This window comes from Desulfogranum japonicum DSM 18378, assembly GCF_000429945.1.
GTDB classification, from domain to species: domain Bacteria; phylum Desulfobacterota; class Desulfobulbia; order Desulfobulbales; family Desulfobulbaceae; genus Desulfogranum; species Desulfogranum japonicum.
This window is the reverse complement of record NZ_AUCV01000002.1, coordinates 103851-120866: the sequence shown is the minus strand read 5'-3', so window position 1 is coordinate 120866 and position 17016 is coordinate 103851. Positions and strand designations below refer to the sequence as shown.

Sequence of the window (17016 nt, the reverse complement as noted above, 5' to 3'; positions counted from 1 at the left end):
TATCCAACCTTGCCGGTATTCCAGTTCAGCAATATCGATGATGTAAATGAAAGCAGGGAGATCTCCCCTATGATCAATTACTCCCAACGATATGGCTGAATCAATATCCTGCGTAATCTTTGAATAATCATTCCTTCCCACACCCCTGACCCGTATATCTCTTACTATTGTGTAGATATGATACTAAAAAGCCTGCGTCCTTTTTTAACGAAGTGCAGCATGTTTCCAGAAAGTCAATGCTCGCAATATCAACTATATGGCTGTGCCTGATTATCTGAAAATACCTTAATCTGAGAAAAAGTAGCAATTCTCCGACAGACTCCTAGTGAGAAAAACGGGTTAACAGAGATGTGAACAGTGGTAGCACAGCACCCTGCAGTACGAGATAAAACAAAAAAGGACAGCGGGGCATTGCCCCAGCTGTCCTTATATTGAAACACTTATTTACTTCAGTAATCCAGCTTCTTTGTAATACTTTTCAGCGCCAGGGTGAAAAGGTGCAGATAACCCTTCAAGCATGGATTCTTTGGTCAAAGTTGAATATGCAGGATGGAGCCCTTTGAACTCTTCAAAATTTTCAAAAACTTCTTTAGTAATGGCATACACGACTTCATCGGGAACTTTTGCTGAGGTCACCAGAGTCGCTTTAACACCAAAGGTGGAAACATCGGCTTCGTTTTCAGCTCCTGGGTATAATTCAATAGGGATTATTGATTTAGCATAATATGGATGGGTTTTAATGAGATCTGCTACATTGGAAATGGAAACAAAACGGACTTTACGGGCACCGGATGTTGCTTCCTTGATAGCTCCATTGGGGTGCCCTACAGTATAAAAGAAGGCATCAATTCGTCCATCCTGCAACAAACCTGGAGCTTCTGAAGCTTTTACGCCCTCAGCAGCAATATCTTTTTCTATATCAATTCCTACCGTACTGAAAGCATCCATGGAATTTTGCAGCTGGCCTGACCCTGGATTACCGATATTGACTTTTTTACCTTTAAGGTCCGCGATATCTTTAGCTCCGGAATCCACAGCAGCAATCAAGGTTACAGATTCAGGGTGAATGGAAAATACTGCACGCAGATCTTTTTGCGGTCCTTTTTCTTCCCATTCTGCTAATCCGTTAATGGCCTGATACTGACGGTCAGATTGTACAATACCAAATTCAAGATCACCGTTCATTACAGCATTTACATTAAAAACAGATCCGCCGGTGGATTCAACTGTAGCACGGATACCGTATTCTTTTTTCTTCTTGTTTACCATTTTCGCGATGGCCCCACCTGTAGGGTAGTAAACACCGGTTATGCCACCCGTACCAATGGTAACAAACTGTGTTTTGGCCTGCACGGCAGTTGCCGCCATACACATTCCCGCTGCAAGTGCGATCGAAAAAAATAGTCCTTTTTTCATTCATGCCTCCGTTGATGGTAGTGATTTGCCCGGAATTCCTGCACACCGGACAACTGAATTATGTCACTCTTGAGCAACAAATGGAAAATATAAAAATAATTGCACTCCATGACAAGGTTTACTTGCATTTTCTATTCAATCAGTTTGGTTGTTTCCCCATATTCTCGAAAGCGTAGACGGAACTCTTTTCTTGTGGGTTGTTGAGGTTTTAGGCAGATCCCCTTGATTTTTTATCTGAGAACCTGTATGCCAAAAAGGAGAGGAGCAGATGATCACTCTTTGAGGGTTCATCGCGGTTAATCAATTTTTCGCAGTACTTCATCTTGTTACTATGAAAGAAAAAAAAACGTCTCCTGACCAGCCAGCCACCACAGAAACGACACAAACACCCAAGAAAAAAAAACTCTACGATATTGAATTCTACCATGATTGGTGCAAAGCTTGCGGTATTTGTATAGCATTTTGTCCAAGACATATCATTATCGCAGATAAAAATGGCAAGCCCGGCATAGAAGATCCTGATAAATGCATCGGTTGCAGGTTTTGTGAAATGCATTGTCCTGATTTTGCCATTACCGTCTGTGACAGACAACCCAGGAGGAGAAAAGATGATATCTGATCTTGAGAACAAAAGGCTGCTTCTCCAGGGTAACGAGGCTGTTGCCTATGGTGCTCTTGCTGCCGGGTGTAGATTTTTTGCAGGGTATCCCATTACTCCAGCCACTGAAATATCAGAACTTCTCGCGGCGGAACTGCCAAAGGTTGGGGGTACATTTGCCCAGATGGAAGACGAAATTGCCAGTATGGGGGCAATAATTGGAGCATCTCTCGCCGGCGTCAAATCCATGACCGCTACTTCTGGCCCTGGATTTTCTTTGATGCAGGAAAATCTGGGCTATGCCTGCGTTGCCGAAGTCCCCTGTGTCATCGTGAATGTTATGCGAGGAGGTCCTTCCACAGGCCTGCCGACATGCCCTTCCCAGGGTGATGTTCAGATGGCCCGATGGGGAACCCATGGGGACCACCCGATTATAGTGCTGGCCACTTCATCGGTGGAAGATTCCTTTTCCATTACAGTAAAGGCTTTCAATCTCTCCGAACAGTTTCGTGTGCCGGTTATTATTCTTTCCGATGAGGTTGTTGCCCATACAAGGGAATGTGTTCAACTGCCCGAACTCAAAAGAATCAGAATAGTGGATCGTATACGTCCAAGTGTACCTCCTGATTGGTATAAGCCATATGAAGGAGACAACCGGGGCGTACCCCATATGGCTGCATTTGGGGATGGGTATCGTCATCATGTTACAGGGCTGATTCACGATGAGCATGGTTTTCCTACTCAGAAAGAAAATGAAGTCCTCCATTTTCAGAATCGCCTAACCCAAAAGATTACCAGGGGATTTCCTGAAATCATGATGACGAGGAATTTCATGTTGGAAGATGCTGAAGTAGCCGTCATTGCTTACGGATCAGTAGCCAGGTCAGCTTATAAGGCAGTGGAAGATGCTCGTAAGCAAGGAACAAAGGCCGGACTTCTGCAGCTTATTACCCTGTTCCCGTTCTGCAGAAGCCAAGTCACTCCTGTACTCGAGCAATGCAGGGCTGTTCTTGTTCCTGAAATGAACATGGGGCAGATCAGCCGGGAAGTTCAACGGGTGAACCAGGGAAAAAGCATTGTGGTCAAGCATAACCGCATAGACGGCAACTTTATCACTCCCCAGGAACTGTATACGCAACTGGTTAAGCTGTAGGAGGAACTCCATGACCATACCTGCTCAGGCAATACGCCATAAATATCTTCGTCATAATAAGAAATTCCCCCATGTCTGGTGCCCTGGATGCGGCAACGGAATAGTCATGGCCGCTCTCCTTAGAGCGATTTATCGCATGGAACTCAGTAAGGATGAAATTGTTCTCGCTTCGGGGATAGGCTGTTCCAGCAGGATGCCCACGTACACTGATTTCAACACATTGCATACGACCCATGGCCGAGCCTTGACTTTCGCCACAGGTTTAAAGTTGGCCAAACCTTCATTGAATGTGGTAACCATTATGGGAGACGGTGATGCCACTGCTATTGGCGGCAATCATTTTATCCACGCTGCGCGAAGAAATTTGAACTTAACGGCAATTATAGTCAACAACTCCATTTATGGGATGACCGGAGGACAGTATTCTCCCACAACTCCTTTCGGATCCAAATCGACAACTTCCTTGTACGGCCATATTGAACATGATTTCTCTATCGCCGAACTGGCGGTCACAGCTGGTGCCTCCTTTGTCGCACGGGCTACAGTGTATCATGCAGCGTTAATGGACAAACTTATTGAGCAGGCCATGCGTAAACGCGGGTTCGCTGTAGTGGAGGTTATTTCCAACTGTCACGTGCAATATGGCCGCAGAAATAAGCTTGGAGGAGCTGTAGAGATGCTGAAAACCTATCGGGACAATGCCGTTACAGTGAAAAAGGCTGAAAAGCTGAGTGCAGAGGAGCTGGCGGGCAAAATTACAATTGGTGTCCTCACTGATCGTGAAATGCCGATAAGTACGGAAGAGTATAAAAAGGTACGGCAGCGGGCAAATGAGGCTGAGGGTGAGCTATGAGACCGATGAAAGCCATCAGGCAACGATATGAGATACGTTTCAGTGGATCAGGAGGACAGGGTTTAATAACAGCCGCTGTTATTTTTGCAGAAGCTGCGGGTGTTTACGATGGTAAGTTTGTCTGTCAGACCCAGAGTTATGGCCCAGAAGCCAGGGGAGGGCGCTCAAAGGCTGAAGTTGTTCTCAGCGATAGTCCCATTGATTATCCCAAGGCATTGAATCTTGATTTACTCCTGGCTATGAATCAGGTCGCCTGCGATGCGTATTTTTTCGATCTCAACGCATCGGGGTTATTGATTGTTGATTCCACCCTGGTGGAACAGTATCCGACAAGCAGGATTATCCCCATACCTTTTACAGGTATTGCACGGGACGAGCTTGGCCGGGAAATGGTTGCAAATATGATTGCATTAGGGGCAGTGGGGCACTTGTGTCATAGAGTTACGTTAGAGAACCTGGAAAAGGCGTTACTCAATCGTGTTCCGAAGGGTACAGAGAAACTCAACCAGGAAGCGTTTCGGAGAGGGGTGGAAGAAGCTGAAAAGTGTAACCTGCAGGATCTTCCACGATCAATACTTACAGAAACTGACGAGGTATAAGCAAATGAAAGTTGCCGCGTTTAATGGAAGTGCCAGAAAAAACGGGAACACTTCCATGATGATTCAATATATTTTTGCAGAGTTGGAAAAAGCAGGCATTGACACAGAGGAGATACAACTTGCCGGTGAGCATCCACACGGATGTATTGCCTGTTATCAATGCTTTAAGAAAAAAAATGAAAAATGCATTGTGGATGTGGACTGCATCAATTCCTGTATAGAGAAGATGGTGGAGGCCGATGCTATTATACTCGCCTCTCCAACCTATTTTGCTGACATCAGTCCTGAGATGAAAGCACTTATAGACAGAGCCGGAATGGTTGCCCGGGCAAACAACGACATGTTCAAACGTAAGATCGGTGCAGCAGTGGTTGCCCGACGACGGGGTGGGGCTATACATGCTTTTGATTCCATGAACCATCTGTTTACCATCAGCCAGATGATTATAGTGGGGTCCAGTTATTGGAATATAGGAATCGGGAGAGAAAAAGGTGAGTTTGCAGATGATACGGAGGGTGTGGCAACCATGCAGGATTTGGGTAAAAACATGGCGTGGCTGCTAAATAAACTCAATATCCCAGCCGCTTAGGTTGGCAGGAACAATTAACGGGGGTACCGTATCATTTCTATTAGTGTGTATTATTTTCCGAGCCTTTAACCTTAAATATTGACGTCCCGTGTCTGGATGCCATATAACAGTACAACGATGAAGGGAATGTATATTTCTTTTCTGTACCATCCTGGAGCTAGAAATTTGGAGCCGGTGTGTACTCTCAACCAAGCAGCACACTTTGAGATACACGCCCCTGGCGTGAGCAAATTTCATATTGAGACTGGCACCTGTTAGGTGTATCTCCGATTTCGGATGAGTAAGGATTTGGCTGCTTTGGAGGTAATGGATCGAAAAAGCAGTGATTTTAAACGTGGAGTGTGAACATATGCTTGCAATCTGTGAAGAATGCGCAAAAAAATACAATATTGACGAATCTAAAATGAAAAGTGACCGCGCTCGTTTTTCCTGTCAGGAGTGTGGTCATATCATTATTGTAGAAAAGAAGAAAAAATTGGCCAAGGAAACAGATAGTTTTCCTTCCCTGGATGATTTTGATAACGAATAGTACACAATACGTAGTTACTTTATTGGGCCCAGGGTGACTACGTATCACTCTCTACCTGTATTTACAAACCAGCCCTTACGGAGGCGATGCTCCCTGATATGCACAGATTGCCGTAATTTTTTCATCACCAATGCATTATGAAAAACAAGGCCGGCAGTTTGAGGCTTCGATTTGTGTAGAGATTTGTTGGAAAAAAGTTTCCAACCTGCTAAAACAGGCAGTCTGAAACCATTCGAAAAAAGCAGGGCATGAGCTTGTCATTTACTCCAGGTTTGACTGCCCTCTATTAAACACTGAAAATACAAATATTTTGTACACAGCATGCTAACTCCCAAGGAAAAACCTTTTCTTGAAGGGCTCAATAGCTACTATCTCAACCTGGAAAGGCTGACAGAACATTTACAGGGAGAAATAGGTGCGGGCTGCATATACGGAAAAGCTGTCTCCCGTGAAATACTCATCTATTTTGATGAAAGTGATGTAATACGAAGCTTTATTCAGGAGAAAGGACAGGGAGCTGCTCATTCGGAAGATCTTTCTGTTGTTGAGCAACCTTTTAAACAATACAGTTTTGTTCTGAAAATTTTTTCCCTTGACCCTTATGCCATATTTTTTTGGGGGCATATGCCTGCCTATCAGCGTGCTAAATCTTCACTGAAATCTGCAGAGATTCCATTGCCAGACCTGATTTTCAGACTTAGACAAAAACAGTTTTCTGGTTTTATTGATGTCGATATTGCCAATAAACAGGAAGGCGGTCTTCTCTTTTTTCACGAAGGAAACCGCATCGGAGGTTCATATTCCTGGGGCCGGGGCGGGATGTCCAAATCGGACGAGGATTATAATCTGCTCCTGAGCAAGGTACAGGCTGGGGAAGGGATCTTTAGGTTTGGTTCGTATGTGAAAGAAATCTCTGAAAATGCGGCTCAGGAAGCCCTGGAAAAAAACTCTGCACCTCAGCAAACGGTGAAAGTAAAAAACCCGGTGTATAATGAACTTCGCCCTGCACTTGAAGAATTTCTCTTTTATTTTGTGCAAGCCATGCAGGAGAAGGGTAAAGAAAATCCGATTTTGGATCTTCAGCAATATATCGCCGAAAACCTTGAGAAATATTCTTCATTGAATCCAGGTTTGGGACATTTTGAATATATGAAAGGCATCATTAGATTTTCAGAAGATGCCCCAGCTGAAAAAATCGCCAAAGATTTTATAGCTTGCGCTTGGGAAGTCATTCATTCCAGCAAAGCTGATGAGACCTTCAGGAAAAAACTCAGCTCGATGCGAGCCAAAACGGCGCTGACACAGCGTAACGTTTCATTGGAGAGAATATAAAAACCGTTCTCCGCGTCCTTTAGGTCCCTTAGAGAGTTTGGGCCAGCTCTTCCTGCCACTCTCTACCTGCCAACTGGCCGCAGGCTGCTGATATATCACTACCTCGGCTCTGACGAATAAAAACCGTATAACCGTTTTCCCGGAGAAGCTGCTGAAAGCGCAATATCCTGTCCCTGGCAGAGGAAACAGCGCTAACCGTACTTCCACTGTTCATTGCTAACAGGTTGATTTTACAGGGAACGCCCCTGAGTAACGAAGCTAGCATACGAGCATCCTTGTCACTGTCATTAACACCTTTTTGCAACGTATATTCTATCATGATGCGTTGACGCTTCTTATGTTGATAATTCTTACAGGCATTGATGACCTCCTCAATGGGGTACCGCTTATTGATCGGCATGATCGCAGAGCGTCTTGAGTTGTCAACAGCATGCAGGCTGACAGCTAAATTTACCGATGTCTGTGCTCCAAGCTGGATCATCTGTGGAACTAGGCCGCAGGTAGATACGGTTATGCGCCTTGCAGAAAAATCGAGTCCCCTTTGCTCGGTGAGTAACTCGATGGATTTCAAGAGATTATCCATGTTCGCCAGTGGCTCTCCCATTCCCATAAAAACCAGATTAGATAAGTTTCCTTTTTCCCTGGAGAGAGCCCATTCTCTGACGGCACAAACCTGATTGATAATTTCTGCCGTTGTGAGATTCCGGGTAAAACCCATTTCCCCGGTCAGGCAAAAATGACACCCCATGGCGCAGCCAACCTGTGAAGACACACACAGGGTGTTTCTGTCTTCTTCTGGAATAAGCACCGATTCAATAACTGCACCATCATGCAGCTGAAAAGCAAATTTAACAGCACCGTCGACAGATTCTTCAATAATTGCCTTTTCAAACCGACTAATTATGGCCTTCTTTGAGAGAATTGCTCGAAAAGCTTTTGCCAGATCAGTCATCTGGTCGAAATCTCTGATACCCGGTTTGTATATCCAGGCAAGAAGCTGCCTGCCTCTGAAAGCCGGTTGTCCCAGTTGTTCAACAAAGGTGATTAATTCTGATTGGGTGAGATCTTTTATATCCTGCAGCACTGTTATAACCGTCTGAAGTGTTCTGGTTTAAGGTGTATCTTGCCTGCTAGAGCGTTGTCCAGCTGTGCAATCATGGTTTCTCGGTCGCGGGGTAATCGTCCTTGGATATTCAGATAATTGGATGCGTGATTGGCAAAAAACTGGCTGCGCACAGCTGGCATGCCAACCAGAATCATTCGGAGTTCCCTGAGCAGCCCATATTGATCCGGTAACTGAAAACGACCTGCGCGCCAGTCATTATGCAATGATGTCCCTGGTAGCAACATTAAGGTAAGCATGGCAATCTGGTTTGGCTGCATCTGTGTGAGAACTTTTGCCGTAGCGTCAGCATGTTCTGTGGATAATTCTGTACCACCCAACCCAAGCAGGCAGGTCACAGAAAGGAAAAAACCTGCACAGCGAATCTTTTGTGCCATCTCAATACAGTCCAGACTCGTAACGTCTTTGCGTACTCTTTTCAACACCTCGTCAAGTCCGCTTTCGAGCCCGAGATAGATGCGTTGCAATTTGTGATTTCGATACTCTGAGAGTTCGCCAGGAGTTTTACGGGCAATGTTTTGAACAGAAGCATAGCTGGATATTCTTCTGATCCAAGGGAGATAATACTGAATACGCTCCAATAGAACGAGCAAGTCTTCATGGGGAAGGGCGAGAGCATCTCCGTCTGCTAAAAAAAGTGTTTTTTGCCGTTTACACCTTGTTGACGCAAAAATCAGATCCTGCTCTATTGTTTCCCATTTTTTTCGTTTAAACTGTTTATCAGTGTAGGCTCCGCAAAAGGTGCATCTGTTGTGGGAACAGCCGGTTGTTACCTGCAGAATAATGGAATTGGCCTCGCTGGGCGGTCTAATAATTTCTCCCTGATAGTCCATGGCAAATAGGGGAATAGCTGTGGCCAGGTATTCCCCTCTGTCTATCAGCTGTTTTTCTTGGCGAATTCAGTCATGAATTCAACAAGTTTTGCAACACCTTCTATAGGGAAAGCATTGTATATGGACGCACGGCAACCACCTATTGAGCGATGGCCTTTTAACCCGTCCAGCCCCATAGTTGCAGCTTCAGCGATAAACTGTGCCTCAAGTTCAGGGGTAGGGAGGTTGAAAGAGACGTTCATCAATGAGCGAGAGGTCTTTTCCGCATGTCCTCGGTAAAAGTCATTACTGTCTATGGCTTCATAGAGCAGAGCCGCTTTTTCCTGATTAAGTTTTTCAATGGCAGGAATGCCACCAAGGTTTTTCAGCCATTTCATCACCTGCCCCACACAGTAAATCGCAAAGCATGGTGGAGTGTTGAACATAGAGCCCTTGTCAGCATGTGTCTTATACTTCAGCATGGTGGGAACAGACTCTCCAGCACGATCAAGCAAATCTTCCCTTATGATTACCAGGGTCACGCCAGCTGGTCCGATATTTTTCTGAGCACCGGCAAAAATAAGACCGAATTTACTGACGTCTACAGGCCTGGAGAATATATCCGAAGACATATCAGCAATCAGCATGCTATCTTTGTTAGGCATGCTTTGGAACTGGGTACCATAAATAGTATTGTTGCTGACAAAATACAGGTACTCGGAATCTGGTGCAACGGTGTATTCATCATCTCCAGGCACCCTGTTGAAGGATTGTTCTTCACTGGAATAGGCAACATCAATATTCCCGAACAGTTTTGCTTCCTTGATAGCCTTTTTGGACCAGGTTCCGGTATTAAGATACGTAGCTTTTTTACCGTTGCCGAGCAGGTTCATGGGGACCATGAAAAATTGAGAAGAGGCACCTCCCTGCAGAAACAATACCTTGTAATTGTCAGGAACACTGAAAATTTCCCGTATCAAGTTTTCAGCTTCATCTGTAACAGCCATGAACTCTTTGGAGCGGTGGCTGAGCTCTATCAAACCAATACCTTTGTTTTGAAAGTTCACTATATCTTTGGCTGCTTCCTGTAGAACTTCATAGGGAAGGGTAGCCGGACCAGGACTGAAATTGTAGATCCTCTCTGGCATGACGGTTTCCTCTTTTGTGATAGATAGCGTATTTAGAAATGACGAATCTGGCGTAGCGCCTCATATAAAACTATTCCTGAGGTCATGGCCAGGTTAAGACTCCTGATGGACGTATTACTCATGGGCACTGTATAGCAACGGTCCTTGTACAGTGCAAGAATTTCCTCAGGCAGACCTTTAGTCTCTTTTCCAAAAATCAGCCTGGCACCTGGGGGGTATTGGGCCTGGGTATACGCAGTACTCGTTTTGGTGGTAAAAAAATATAGGTTTGCCTCGTCCTGAGCCTGAAGAAATGTTTCCAGGTCTGGCCAGTGATTGATAGCAACATGGGGCCAGTAATCCAATCCTGCCCGTTTAAGATGCTTGTCGTCAACACTGAAACCAAGGGGATGCACCAGATCAAGTACAGTGTCCGTTGCTCCGCACAGTCTGGCAATGGAGCCTGTATTAGGCGGAATTTCAGGTTCTACCAGAACAATATGCAATGGTTTATGGGTCATTACGTCCTCTCCTATAGTACAAATAGGCCTTCGTATGTACCGGATATCGATTGATGTTGCAAATTTAAAAAATCGTCTTACATTCAGGGGTTCGCTTTTTTGGGTTGTGCTGGTATACTTTTAAGGAATTCTCCCTCCCACAGACCAATCATCTAAGGCATATCTGAGGAGTAAAAAGTCTAGAGGAATATTATGGCGCTCATCGTGCAGAAATTTGGAGGCACATCTGTTGGCTCCGTTGAGAAAATAAAAGCAGTTGCTGAGAGGGTAATAACCCAATATCAGAAAGGGCATAAGATGGTTATTGTCTTGTCTGCGATGTCCGGAGAAACAGACCGTTTGACAGGCCTTGCCAATGCAATGCAGAAAAGACCCGATACCAGAGAAATGGATGCTTTGCTTTCAACCGGAGAACAGGTTACTGTAGCTCTGTTTGCAATGGCCTGTATGGAGGCTGGATATAAAGCTGTTTCCTTGTTGGGAGATCAGGTATCCATACACACCGATAATGTCCACACAAAAGCTCGAATTAAAAATATTGATTCCGATGTCATTCATAATCACCTGAATGAAGGCAAAATTGTTACCATTGCCGGCTTTCAGGGCGTTGACGACGACGGTAATATCACCACACTGGGACGTGGTGGATCGGATACCACCGCTGTGGCATTAGCTGCAGCCTTGCAGGCCGACATGTGTGAAATTTTCACCGATGTTGAAGGCGTTTATACCACTGATCCCAACATCTGCGACAAAGCAAGAAAAATTGATCGTATCAGTTACGATGAGATGCTGGAACTCGCCAGCCTTGGAGCCAAAGTGTTAGACATTCGCTCGGTAGGCCTGGCAAAACGTTATAATGTTCCTGTGCATGTTCGCTCAACTTTTACAGAGAACATAGGCACATGGGTTGTTGAAGAGGATAAAATTATGGAATCCATTCTGGTGTCAGGCATTACCTATAACAAGAACGAAGCACGCATAACCATTAAAAAGGTTCCAGACCAGCCCGGAACAGCTGCCAAAATTTTCCTCCCTATTTCCGATGCAAATATCCTGGTTGATATGATTATCCAGAATACCAGGGATGGACATATGACTGACATGACCTTCACCGTTATGCGTAGTGACTATGACCGGACCCTTGAAATTGTAGAAAAACTAGCCGCTGAGATTGGTGCGGACAGTATAACCGGAGATAAACACATCGCCAAAGTTTCAGTGGTTGGAGTTGGAATGAGAAATCATTCAGGTATTGCTTCAACAATGTTTCATATCTTGTCGAAAGAAGGCATTAATGTTGAGATGGTTTCTACATCTGAAATTAAGGTGTCCTGTATTATTGACGAGAAGTATACAGAACTTGCTGTACGGGCTCTTCATGATGCTTTTGCTCTGGATAGAGATAATCTGCCCTCCGAAGAAAATAACTGAACAATGAGTAGACGCATAGAAATATATGACACTACCCTTCGGGATGGAACACAGGCTGAAAATTTTAATCTGTCTGTAAAAGACAAAATAAAAATCTGCCGCCAACTTGATAAGTTGGGTGTGGATTTCATAGAAGGTGGTTGGCCTGGAGCCAACCCGCATGCTGTTGAATTTTTTAAAAAAATGCAGCAGGTGGAGTTGAAAAATGCACACCTTACAGCTTTTGGTTCAACAAGACATTTTAATAACCGCCCTGAAAAAGATCCCAATCTCCAGGGATTGCTGGAGGCCAAAACCCCAGCAATAACTATTTTCGGGAAAAGCTGGGATATCCATGTCCAAGATGCTTTGCGCATTGCCCTGGAAGACAACCTGATACTTATTGAGGAGTCTCTCCAATATCTCCGTCCCCATGTTAAACATCTGCTTTATGATGCGGAACATTTTTTTGACGGCTTCAAGAATAACAAGGACTATTGTCTTGCAACCATTGAGCGTGCAGTAACAGGAGGAGCTGACACCATAGTCCTCTGTGATACCAATGGCGGCACCTTGCCCCATGAAATTCCTGCCATTATAGCAGAGGTCAAGAAAAAGCTGCAGCAAATGGAGCGCAAGGTCAAGCTGGGTATCCATGCCCATAATGATTCAGAAACCGCTGTTGCCAATGCACTTATCAGCGTTGATTTAGGTGTAGACCAGGTACAGGGAACCATCAACGGATATGGCGAGCGGTGTGGCAATAGCAATCTGACGTCCATTATACCGGCTTTGATTTTTAAAATGCAGATGGACTGTCAGGTCAAACCGAACATTGAGCAACTCTATTGCACGTCGAGACTGGTTGACGAACTCGCCAATTTACCCCATGATAGATATCAACCCTATGTCGGGGAATCTGCCTTTGCTCACAAAGGAGGCATTCATGTTAGTGCCGTTAAACGCAATCCGCTGACATATGAGCACATAGAACCTGAAAAAGTAGGAAATTATCGCAGAATTCTCATCTCGGATCAGGCGGGTAGGGCTAACGTCATGATGAAGGCTCAAAAGTACGGTATTCCCATTGAATCTGACGATCCACTCATGTCCTCCATCATCAATGAAATGAAGGAACTGGAAAAACAGGGATATCAGTACGAGGCAGCTGAGGCCAGTTTTGAGTTGCTCATGCGAAGAACTCTTGGTTTACAACGAAAATTCTTCAAGTTAGAAGCGTTCAGGGTCATGAATTTTAAATACAGTATGACCGAGAGACCGCTTACTGAGGCAACATTACGTTTGTATGTCGGCGGTAACGAGGTGCATACTGCTGCAATGGGAGACGGTCCTGTCAACGCACTGGACAAGGCTCTTCGTAAAGCGCTTATACGTTTCTATCCTAGTCTTGAAAACGTTGAACTTGTGGATTATAAAGTTCGCGTACTCACCGGAGAATCAGGAACCGGAGCCAAAGTCAGGGTACTGATAGAAAGCAGGGACCAACACTGCAGCTGGGGAACGGTAGGTGTTTCCGTAAATATCATTGAAGCGAGTTGGCAGGCTCTTGTTGACAGTATAAACTTCAAATTGCTCAAGGATGAAAAAGCAAAGCATAGGTGATACCTACACGAAATGTATCTCTAATCAAAAAAAGGACAAGCGTGTGCTTGTCCTTTTTCTTTTGGGAGTAGTGATCCTTTGCTGGGCATTTTGGACACCAGAAAATACTGCCAACAACCTGTTTGTATTCCAATTTATAGACAACCACCTCATCGCATGGCCCAAGGCTTCTGCTACTCGTAATTCATGCGCTGATAAAGGCACGGTTCAGACCGGAGGAACACACGCCTCAACTGGCACATGTGGAGAACCTCTACAGGTATCTTCGCCCAGAATACAATTTTTACTGCAGCAGCCAATGAATATAAACAATGCGGATACAGATGAATTCGCATTGTTGTCCGGTATAGGCCCTGCTCTTGCTAAACGCATAGTGGCCTACAGGGAACATCATGGTAACTTTGCTTCAGTCGATGATCTGATACACGTAGCAGGAATTGGCCCTAAAAAACTGAGACAAATCAAAACAAGTTGCCCGCTAACTGTACAATGAATATCAAGAAACATATCAACATTCCAGTTTTGGTCTTGGTAGGACCTACAGCGATAGGGAAAACCGATTTATCTTTGCACATAGCTGAACGTTATGGCTGCGAAATTATTTCCATGGATTCCATGCAGGTATATCGCTATATGGATATAGGAACGGCTAAGGTATCCAAAGGAGAGCAAGAACGTGTGCCGCATCATCTCATCGATATACGCAATCCGGATCAACAATATGATGCAGCTCAATTTGTTGACGACTGCATCAGGGTCATTGAAAAGCTGGAGGCCGGTGGAAAAATTCCCCTGATAACCGGCGGGACCGGAATGTACCTGGCTTCCCTCACTCAAGGTTTGTTTTCTTCTGTCGCCGTGCCTGAGGCCGTCCGCCAGGCTGTTCAACAAAAATTACAAGAGCAGGGCAGGGAGGCATTGTATACAGAACTACAAACTATCGACAGGGACACAGCAAATCGAATTCACATCAATGATACCCAGAGATTATTGCGAGCATGGGAAATCTATGAGGCTACCGGAATACCATGGAGTGAACATAAAAAACGTCAGCAGAAAGAGCAGGGAAGGGCAACAACGTTTGCCAAACTTAAAATTATAGGTTTAACCTGTGAACGATCTGTACTGTATGAGCGTATTGCGCTCCGCTCCTCAATTATGCTTGAACAGGGAATGATTGATGAAGTTGAGACATTGTTAGCCATGGGGTATGATGATCAACTCCCATCCATGCAGGCTATTGGGTATCGTCACATTTTAGGGTATATAAACGGACAGACCTCCTTGTCACAGACACAGGAAGAGTTGATTCGAGATACACGTCGTTATGCAAAGCGACAGATGACCTGGTTCAAAAAAACCGCTGGATTGAAATGGTTCGATCGAGAAAATCGCCAAGAGGTGACTGATGCTGTAGACCGATTTCTGGACACGCCATCAGAATAGCCCGCAAAATACACTGTAATGAATTTTTCACTCATTGAGCCGGTTTACGATCTTCAGGCTGTTAAAATCAGTCAATTTTTAGCCCAGGAATTTTCTATTCCGTACCAGCTTGCTCTCATTTTATCCCAAAGAGGATTCGTAACCGCTGAGCACGTAGAAGAATTTCTGTTTCCACGTTTCACCAGTTTACCAAAACCTTCACAGCTAAAGGGGATTAATGACGCGGTTCGCGTGATTTTGACCTGTTGTTTTCAAAAACTGCCCATCGTTATACACGGCGATTACGATGTCGATGGTATTTCGGCAACGGTGCTCCTCTATCAGTTTTTAAAATCCATTGGCGTGCGTCCGTTGTATCACATCCCTAATCGACTAACGGAAAAGTACGGATTATCAATAGAATCCATTGAACATATAATCCAAAAGCTTAATGGAAGAAGAGGGCTCATTATTAGCGTTGACTGTGGTATTTCGGCCAATGATGCCATTGCCTATGCTTACAAGCAGGGATTTAAAGTTGTTATAACAGATCACCATGAACCTCCAAGCGAGTTGCCGGTTGCTGAAGCCATTATAAACCCTAAACAGCCAGGTTGTAGTTTTCCCTTTAAGGAACTCTCCGGAGTAGGAGTCGCATTTTTTCTTGTTGCTGCTCTTCGTCGAGAATTAATTAACCGTAACTATTGGGATAACAATGGTACTTACCCTAACCTTAAGCAATACCTGGACTTGGTTGCCCTTGGTACGGTTGCCGATGTAATGCCACTTTTGGGTGCAAATCGCATTCTTGTGCGCGGCGGTTTGGAAGTTTTATGTAATAAGGACAGAACAGGCATCCTTGCCCTGTGTGAACAGTGCGGCCTGCATAGACGGGATGCTGTCTCCTCAGAGGATATTTCCTTTCGGCTGGCTCCTCGGATCAATGCCGCAGGAAGGATGGGGGAAGCGGACCTGGCAGTGGAATTGCTTCTTACCGACTCTCTGAGCGTGGCCCGTGAATACGCTATGCAACTCGATGAGCTAAATATCACCAGAAAAAATCTGGAGCATGATGTTTTGGGTGAAATCATGGAAGAATGCGAAAAACGTGTTGCTCAGGGTGCACATGCATTGACAATTTATCACGAAGATTGTCACCCAGGTATTCTCGGCATAGTGGCTTCCCGTATCGCAGAGCGTTTTCAGCGTCCGGCGATTGTGGTGACCAAAGATCTTAATAATGGATCTGATATACCATCTCTCAAAGGATCTGGAAGGTCAATTGAAGGGCTTAATTTATACGATAAATTAATGAATTGCTCAGAACATCTCGAGCAGTTTGGAGGGCATCCGATGGCAATAGGTTTGAGATTGCGGGCAGATGAACTCGCTGACTTCCAGCAGGATCTTGATAAAAACTGCGAAACTGAAAAACTGGTTACGTCACGTTCGCTACATGTGGATTACTGCTCAAAGCAAAAGAGGGTGCTTTCTGAGGAGTTTGTGCATAAACTTCAGTTGCTGCAACCTTTTGGCGAAGGTAATCCAGAACCGCTCTTCATGTTGCATAAGCAGCAATTGCATAATATGAAAAATAGCAAAGGGCATCTCAAGTTCCAACTCCGTTCTCATTCGCAAAAGCCCATTTCCGGCATTGGTTTTTTTCTTGCTGAACGGTTGGACGAAATACAGGACAATCCGGTTGACATCGTTTTTAAACTGAAACGTTCCTTTTTCAGGGGAATATGCCGTAACGAAATACAGGTTGTTGATATAGTCAACACTGGAGCATAAGGCAATTTAACATAATATATATTATGCGACATTGTGTAGGCAGTTTTTACAAAGCTCCCCGAAGTCATTACTATTTTCCCCATCTAAGCATATAACCATTTAACGCATA

At 44.7% G+C, this 17016-nt stretch carries 17 protein-coding genes; 12 read left to right on the top strand and 5 right to left on the bottom strand.

The annotated features are described in order from the left end of the window. Positions 1-444: 444 nt before the first annotated feature. Complete coding sequence (locus G493_RS0102545) at positions 445-1416, bottom strand: TAXI family TRAP transporter solute-binding subunit (RefSeq protein ID WP_028579105.1); 972 nt, start codon at positions 1414-1416, stop codon at positions 445-447. Positions 1417-1747: 331 nt separating this feature from the next. On the opposite strand from G493_RS0102545, the gene G493_RS27490 reads away from it, so the two are divergent. From G493_RS27490 to G493_RS0102505, 7 genes are all read left to right on the top strand, one after another. Beyond that, a complete protein-coding gene (locus G493_RS27490) occupies positions 1748-2035 on the top strand; it encodes a 4Fe-4S binding protein (RefSeq protein WP_084813387.1) in 288 nt (95 codons plus the stop codon). Next, positions 2025-3167 carry a 2-oxoacid:acceptor oxidoreductase subunit alpha gene (locus tag G493_RS0102530; RefSeq protein WP_028579103.1) on the top strand — a complete coding sequence of 381 codons (1143 nt, stop codon included), beginning with the start codon at positions 2025-2027 and terminating at the stop codon, positions 3165-3167. The genes G493_RS27490 and G493_RS0102530 overlap by 11 nt, the downstream gene beginning before the upstream one ends. Positions 3168-3177: 10 nt before the next feature. Continuing rightward, positions 3178-4020 (top strand): 2-oxoacid:ferredoxin oxidoreductase subunit beta, encoded by an 843-nt coding sequence (locus G493_RS0102525; protein WP_028579102.1) that lies wholly within the window; start codon positions 3178-3180, stop codon positions 4018-4020. Continuing rightward, the gene (locus G493_RS0102520; protein WP_232363702.1) at positions 4017-4619 is read left to right on the top strand and encodes a 2-oxoacid:acceptor oxidoreductase family protein; all 603 of its coding nucleotides are present in this window, start codon (positions 4017-4019) and stop codon (positions 4617-4619) included. Before G493_RS0102525 ends, G493_RS0102520 begins: the two co-directional genes overlap by 4 nt. Before the next feature lie 4 nt (positions 4620-4623). Then, the gene (locus G493_RS0102515; protein ID WP_028579100.1) at positions 4624-5208 is read left to right on the top strand and encodes a flavodoxin family protein; all 585 of its coding nucleotides are present in this window, start codon (positions 4624-4626) and stop codon (positions 5206-5208) included. Positions 5209-5557: 349 nt separating this feature from the next. Then, positions 5558-5737 (top strand): zinc-ribbon domain-containing protein, encoded by a 180-nt coding sequence (locus G493_RS0102510; protein WP_028579099.1) that lies wholly within the window; start codon positions 5558-5560, stop codon positions 5735-5737. Positions 5738-6058: 321 nt separating this feature from the next. After that, positions 6059-7069 (top strand): hypothetical protein, encoded by a 1011-nt coding sequence (locus G493_RS0102505; protein ID WP_028579098.1) that lies wholly within the window; start codon positions 6059-6061, stop codon positions 7067-7069. 28 nt (positions 7070-7097) lie between these two features. Here the strand turns inward: G493_RS0102505 and rlmN are convergent, their stop codons facing one another. From rlmN to G493_RS0102485, 4 genes are read right to left on the bottom strand one after another with little or no spacing between them, the layout of a single operon-like run. Further along, on the bottom strand, positions 7098-8159 hold the full coding sequence (gene rlmN / locus G493_RS0102500; RefSeq protein WP_028579097.1) for a 23S rRNA (adenine(2503)-C(2))-methyltransferase RlmN: 1062 nt from the start codon (positions 8157-8159) through the stop codon (positions 7098-7100). Next, complete coding sequence (locus G493_RS0102495; protein WP_028579096.1) at positions 8156-9025, bottom strand: radical SAM protein; 870 nt, start codon at positions 9023-9025, stop codon at positions 8156-8158. The genes rlmN and G493_RS0102495 overlap by 4 nt, the downstream gene beginning before the upstream one ends. Positions 9026-9069: 44 nt before the next feature. Then, complete coding sequence (gene serC, locus G493_RS0102490; protein WP_028579095.1) at positions 9070-10152, bottom strand: 3-phosphoserine/phosphohydroxythreonine transaminase; 1083 nt, start codon at positions 10150-10152, stop codon at positions 9070-9072. Between the two features lie 32 nt (positions 10153-10184). Further along, positions 10185-10652 carry a tRNA (cytidine(34)-2'-O)-methyltransferase gene (locus G493_RS0102485; RefSeq protein ID WP_028579094.1) on the bottom strand — a complete coding sequence of 156 codons (468 nt, stop codon included), beginning with the start codon at positions 10650-10652 and terminating at the stop codon, positions 10185-10187. Positions 10653-10844: 192 nt separating this feature from the next. Between G493_RS0102485 and G493_RS0102480 the strand changes: the two genes are divergently transcribed. The 5 genes from G493_RS0102480 (at position 10845) to recJ (ending at position 16907) form a co-directional block, all read left to right on the top strand. Continuing rightward, the gene (locus tag G493_RS0102480; protein WP_028579093.1) at positions 10845-12086 is read left to right on the top strand and encodes an aspartate kinase; all 1242 of its coding nucleotides are present in this window, start codon (positions 10845-10847) and stop codon (positions 12084-12086) included. 3 nt (positions 12087-12089) lie between these two features. Next, on the top strand, positions 12090-13688 hold the full coding sequence (gene cimA, locus G493_RS0102475) for a citramalate synthase (RefSeq protein WP_028579092.1): 1599 nt from the start codon (positions 12090-12092) through the stop codon (positions 13686-13688). 298 nt (positions 13689-13986) lie between these two features. Beyond that, the gene (locus tag G493_RS33925; protein ID WP_205623623.1) at positions 13987-14181 is read left to right on the top strand and encodes a ComEA family DNA-binding protein; all 195 of its coding nucleotides are present in this window, start codon (positions 13987-13989) and stop codon (positions 14179-14181) included. Further along, positions 14178-15134 (top strand): tRNA (adenosine(37)-N6)-dimethylallyltransferase MiaA, encoded by a 957-nt coding sequence (gene miaA, locus G493_RS0102465; protein ID WP_035273278.1) that lies wholly within the window; start codon positions 14178-14180, stop codon positions 15132-15134. The genes G493_RS33925 and miaA overlap by 4 nt, the downstream gene beginning before the upstream one ends. An 18-nt stretch (positions 15135-15152) precedes the next feature. Further along, positions 15153-16907, top strand: coding sequence for a single-stranded-DNA-specific exonuclease RecJ (gene recJ, locus G493_RS0102460; protein WP_028579090.1), 1755 nt, complete (start codon positions 15153-15155; stop codon positions 16905-16907). Positions 16908-17016: the final 109 nt, after the last annotated feature.

What these genes read in the sequence shown, in the direction of transcription:
- G493_RS0102545 (WP_028579105.1), bottom strand. Translation starts at nt 1,416, where the DNA reads ATGAAAAAAGGACTATTTTTTTCGATCGCACTTGCAGCGGGAATGTGT.
- G493_RS27490 (WP_084813387.1), top strand. Translation starts at nt 1,748, where the DNA reads ATGAAAGAAAAAAAAACGTCTCCTGACCAGCCAGCCACCACAGAAACG.
- G493_RS0102530 (WP_028579103.1), top strand. Translation starts at nt 2,025, where the DNA reads ATGATATCTGATCTTGAGAACAAAAGGCTGCTTCTCCAGGGTAACGAG.
- G493_RS0102525 (WP_028579102.1), top strand. Translation starts at nt 3,178, where the DNA reads ATGACCATACCTGCTCAGGCAATACGCCATAAATATCTTCGTCATAAT.
- G493_RS0102520 (WP_232363702.1), top strand. Translation starts at nt 4,017, where the DNA reads ATGAGACCGATGAAAGCCATCAGGCAACGATATGAGATACGTTTCAGT.
- G493_RS0102515 (WP_028579100.1), top strand. Translation starts at nt 4,624, where the DNA reads ATGAAAGTTGCCGCGTTTAATGGAAGTGCCAGAAAAAACGGGAACACT.
- G493_RS0102510 (WP_028579099.1), top strand. Translation starts at nt 5,558, where the DNA reads ATGCTTGCAATCTGTGAAGAATGCGCAAAAAAATACAATATTGACGAA.
- G493_RS0102505 (WP_028579098.1), top strand. Translation starts at nt 6,059, where the DNA reads ATGCTAACTCCCAAGGAAAAACCTTTTCTTGAAGGGCTCAATAGCTAC.
- G493_RS0102495 (WP_028579096.1), bottom strand. Translation starts at nt 9,025, where the DNA reads ATGGACTATCAGGGAGAAATTATTAGACCGCCCAGCGAGGCCAATTCC.
- serC (WP_028579095.1), bottom strand. Translation starts at nt 10,152, where the DNA reads ATGCCAGAGAGGATCTACAATTTCAGTCCTGGTCCGGCTACCCTTCCC.
- G493_RS0102485 (WP_028579094.1), bottom strand. Translation starts at nt 10,652, where the DNA reads ATGACCCATAAACCATTGCATATTGTTCTGGTAGAACCTGAAATTCCG.
- G493_RS0102480 (WP_028579093.1), top strand. Translation starts at nt 10,845, where the DNA reads ATGGCGCTCATCGTGCAGAAATTTGGAGGCACATCTGTTGGCTCCGTT.
- cimA (WP_028579092.1), top strand. Translation starts at nt 12,090, where the DNA reads ATGAGTAGACGCATAGAAATATATGACACTACCCTTCGGGATGGAACA.
- G493_RS33925 (WP_205623623.1), top strand. Translation starts at nt 13,987, where the DNA reads ATGAATATAAACAATGCGGATACAGATGAATTCGCATTGTTGTCCGGT.
- miaA (WP_035273278.1), top strand. Translation starts at nt 14,178, where the DNA reads ATGAATATCAAGAAACATATCAACATTCCAGTTTTGGTCTTGGTAGGA.
- recJ (WP_028579090.1), top strand. Translation starts at nt 15,153, where the DNA reads ATGAATTTTTCACTCATTGAGCCGGTTTACGATCTTCAGGCTGTTAAA.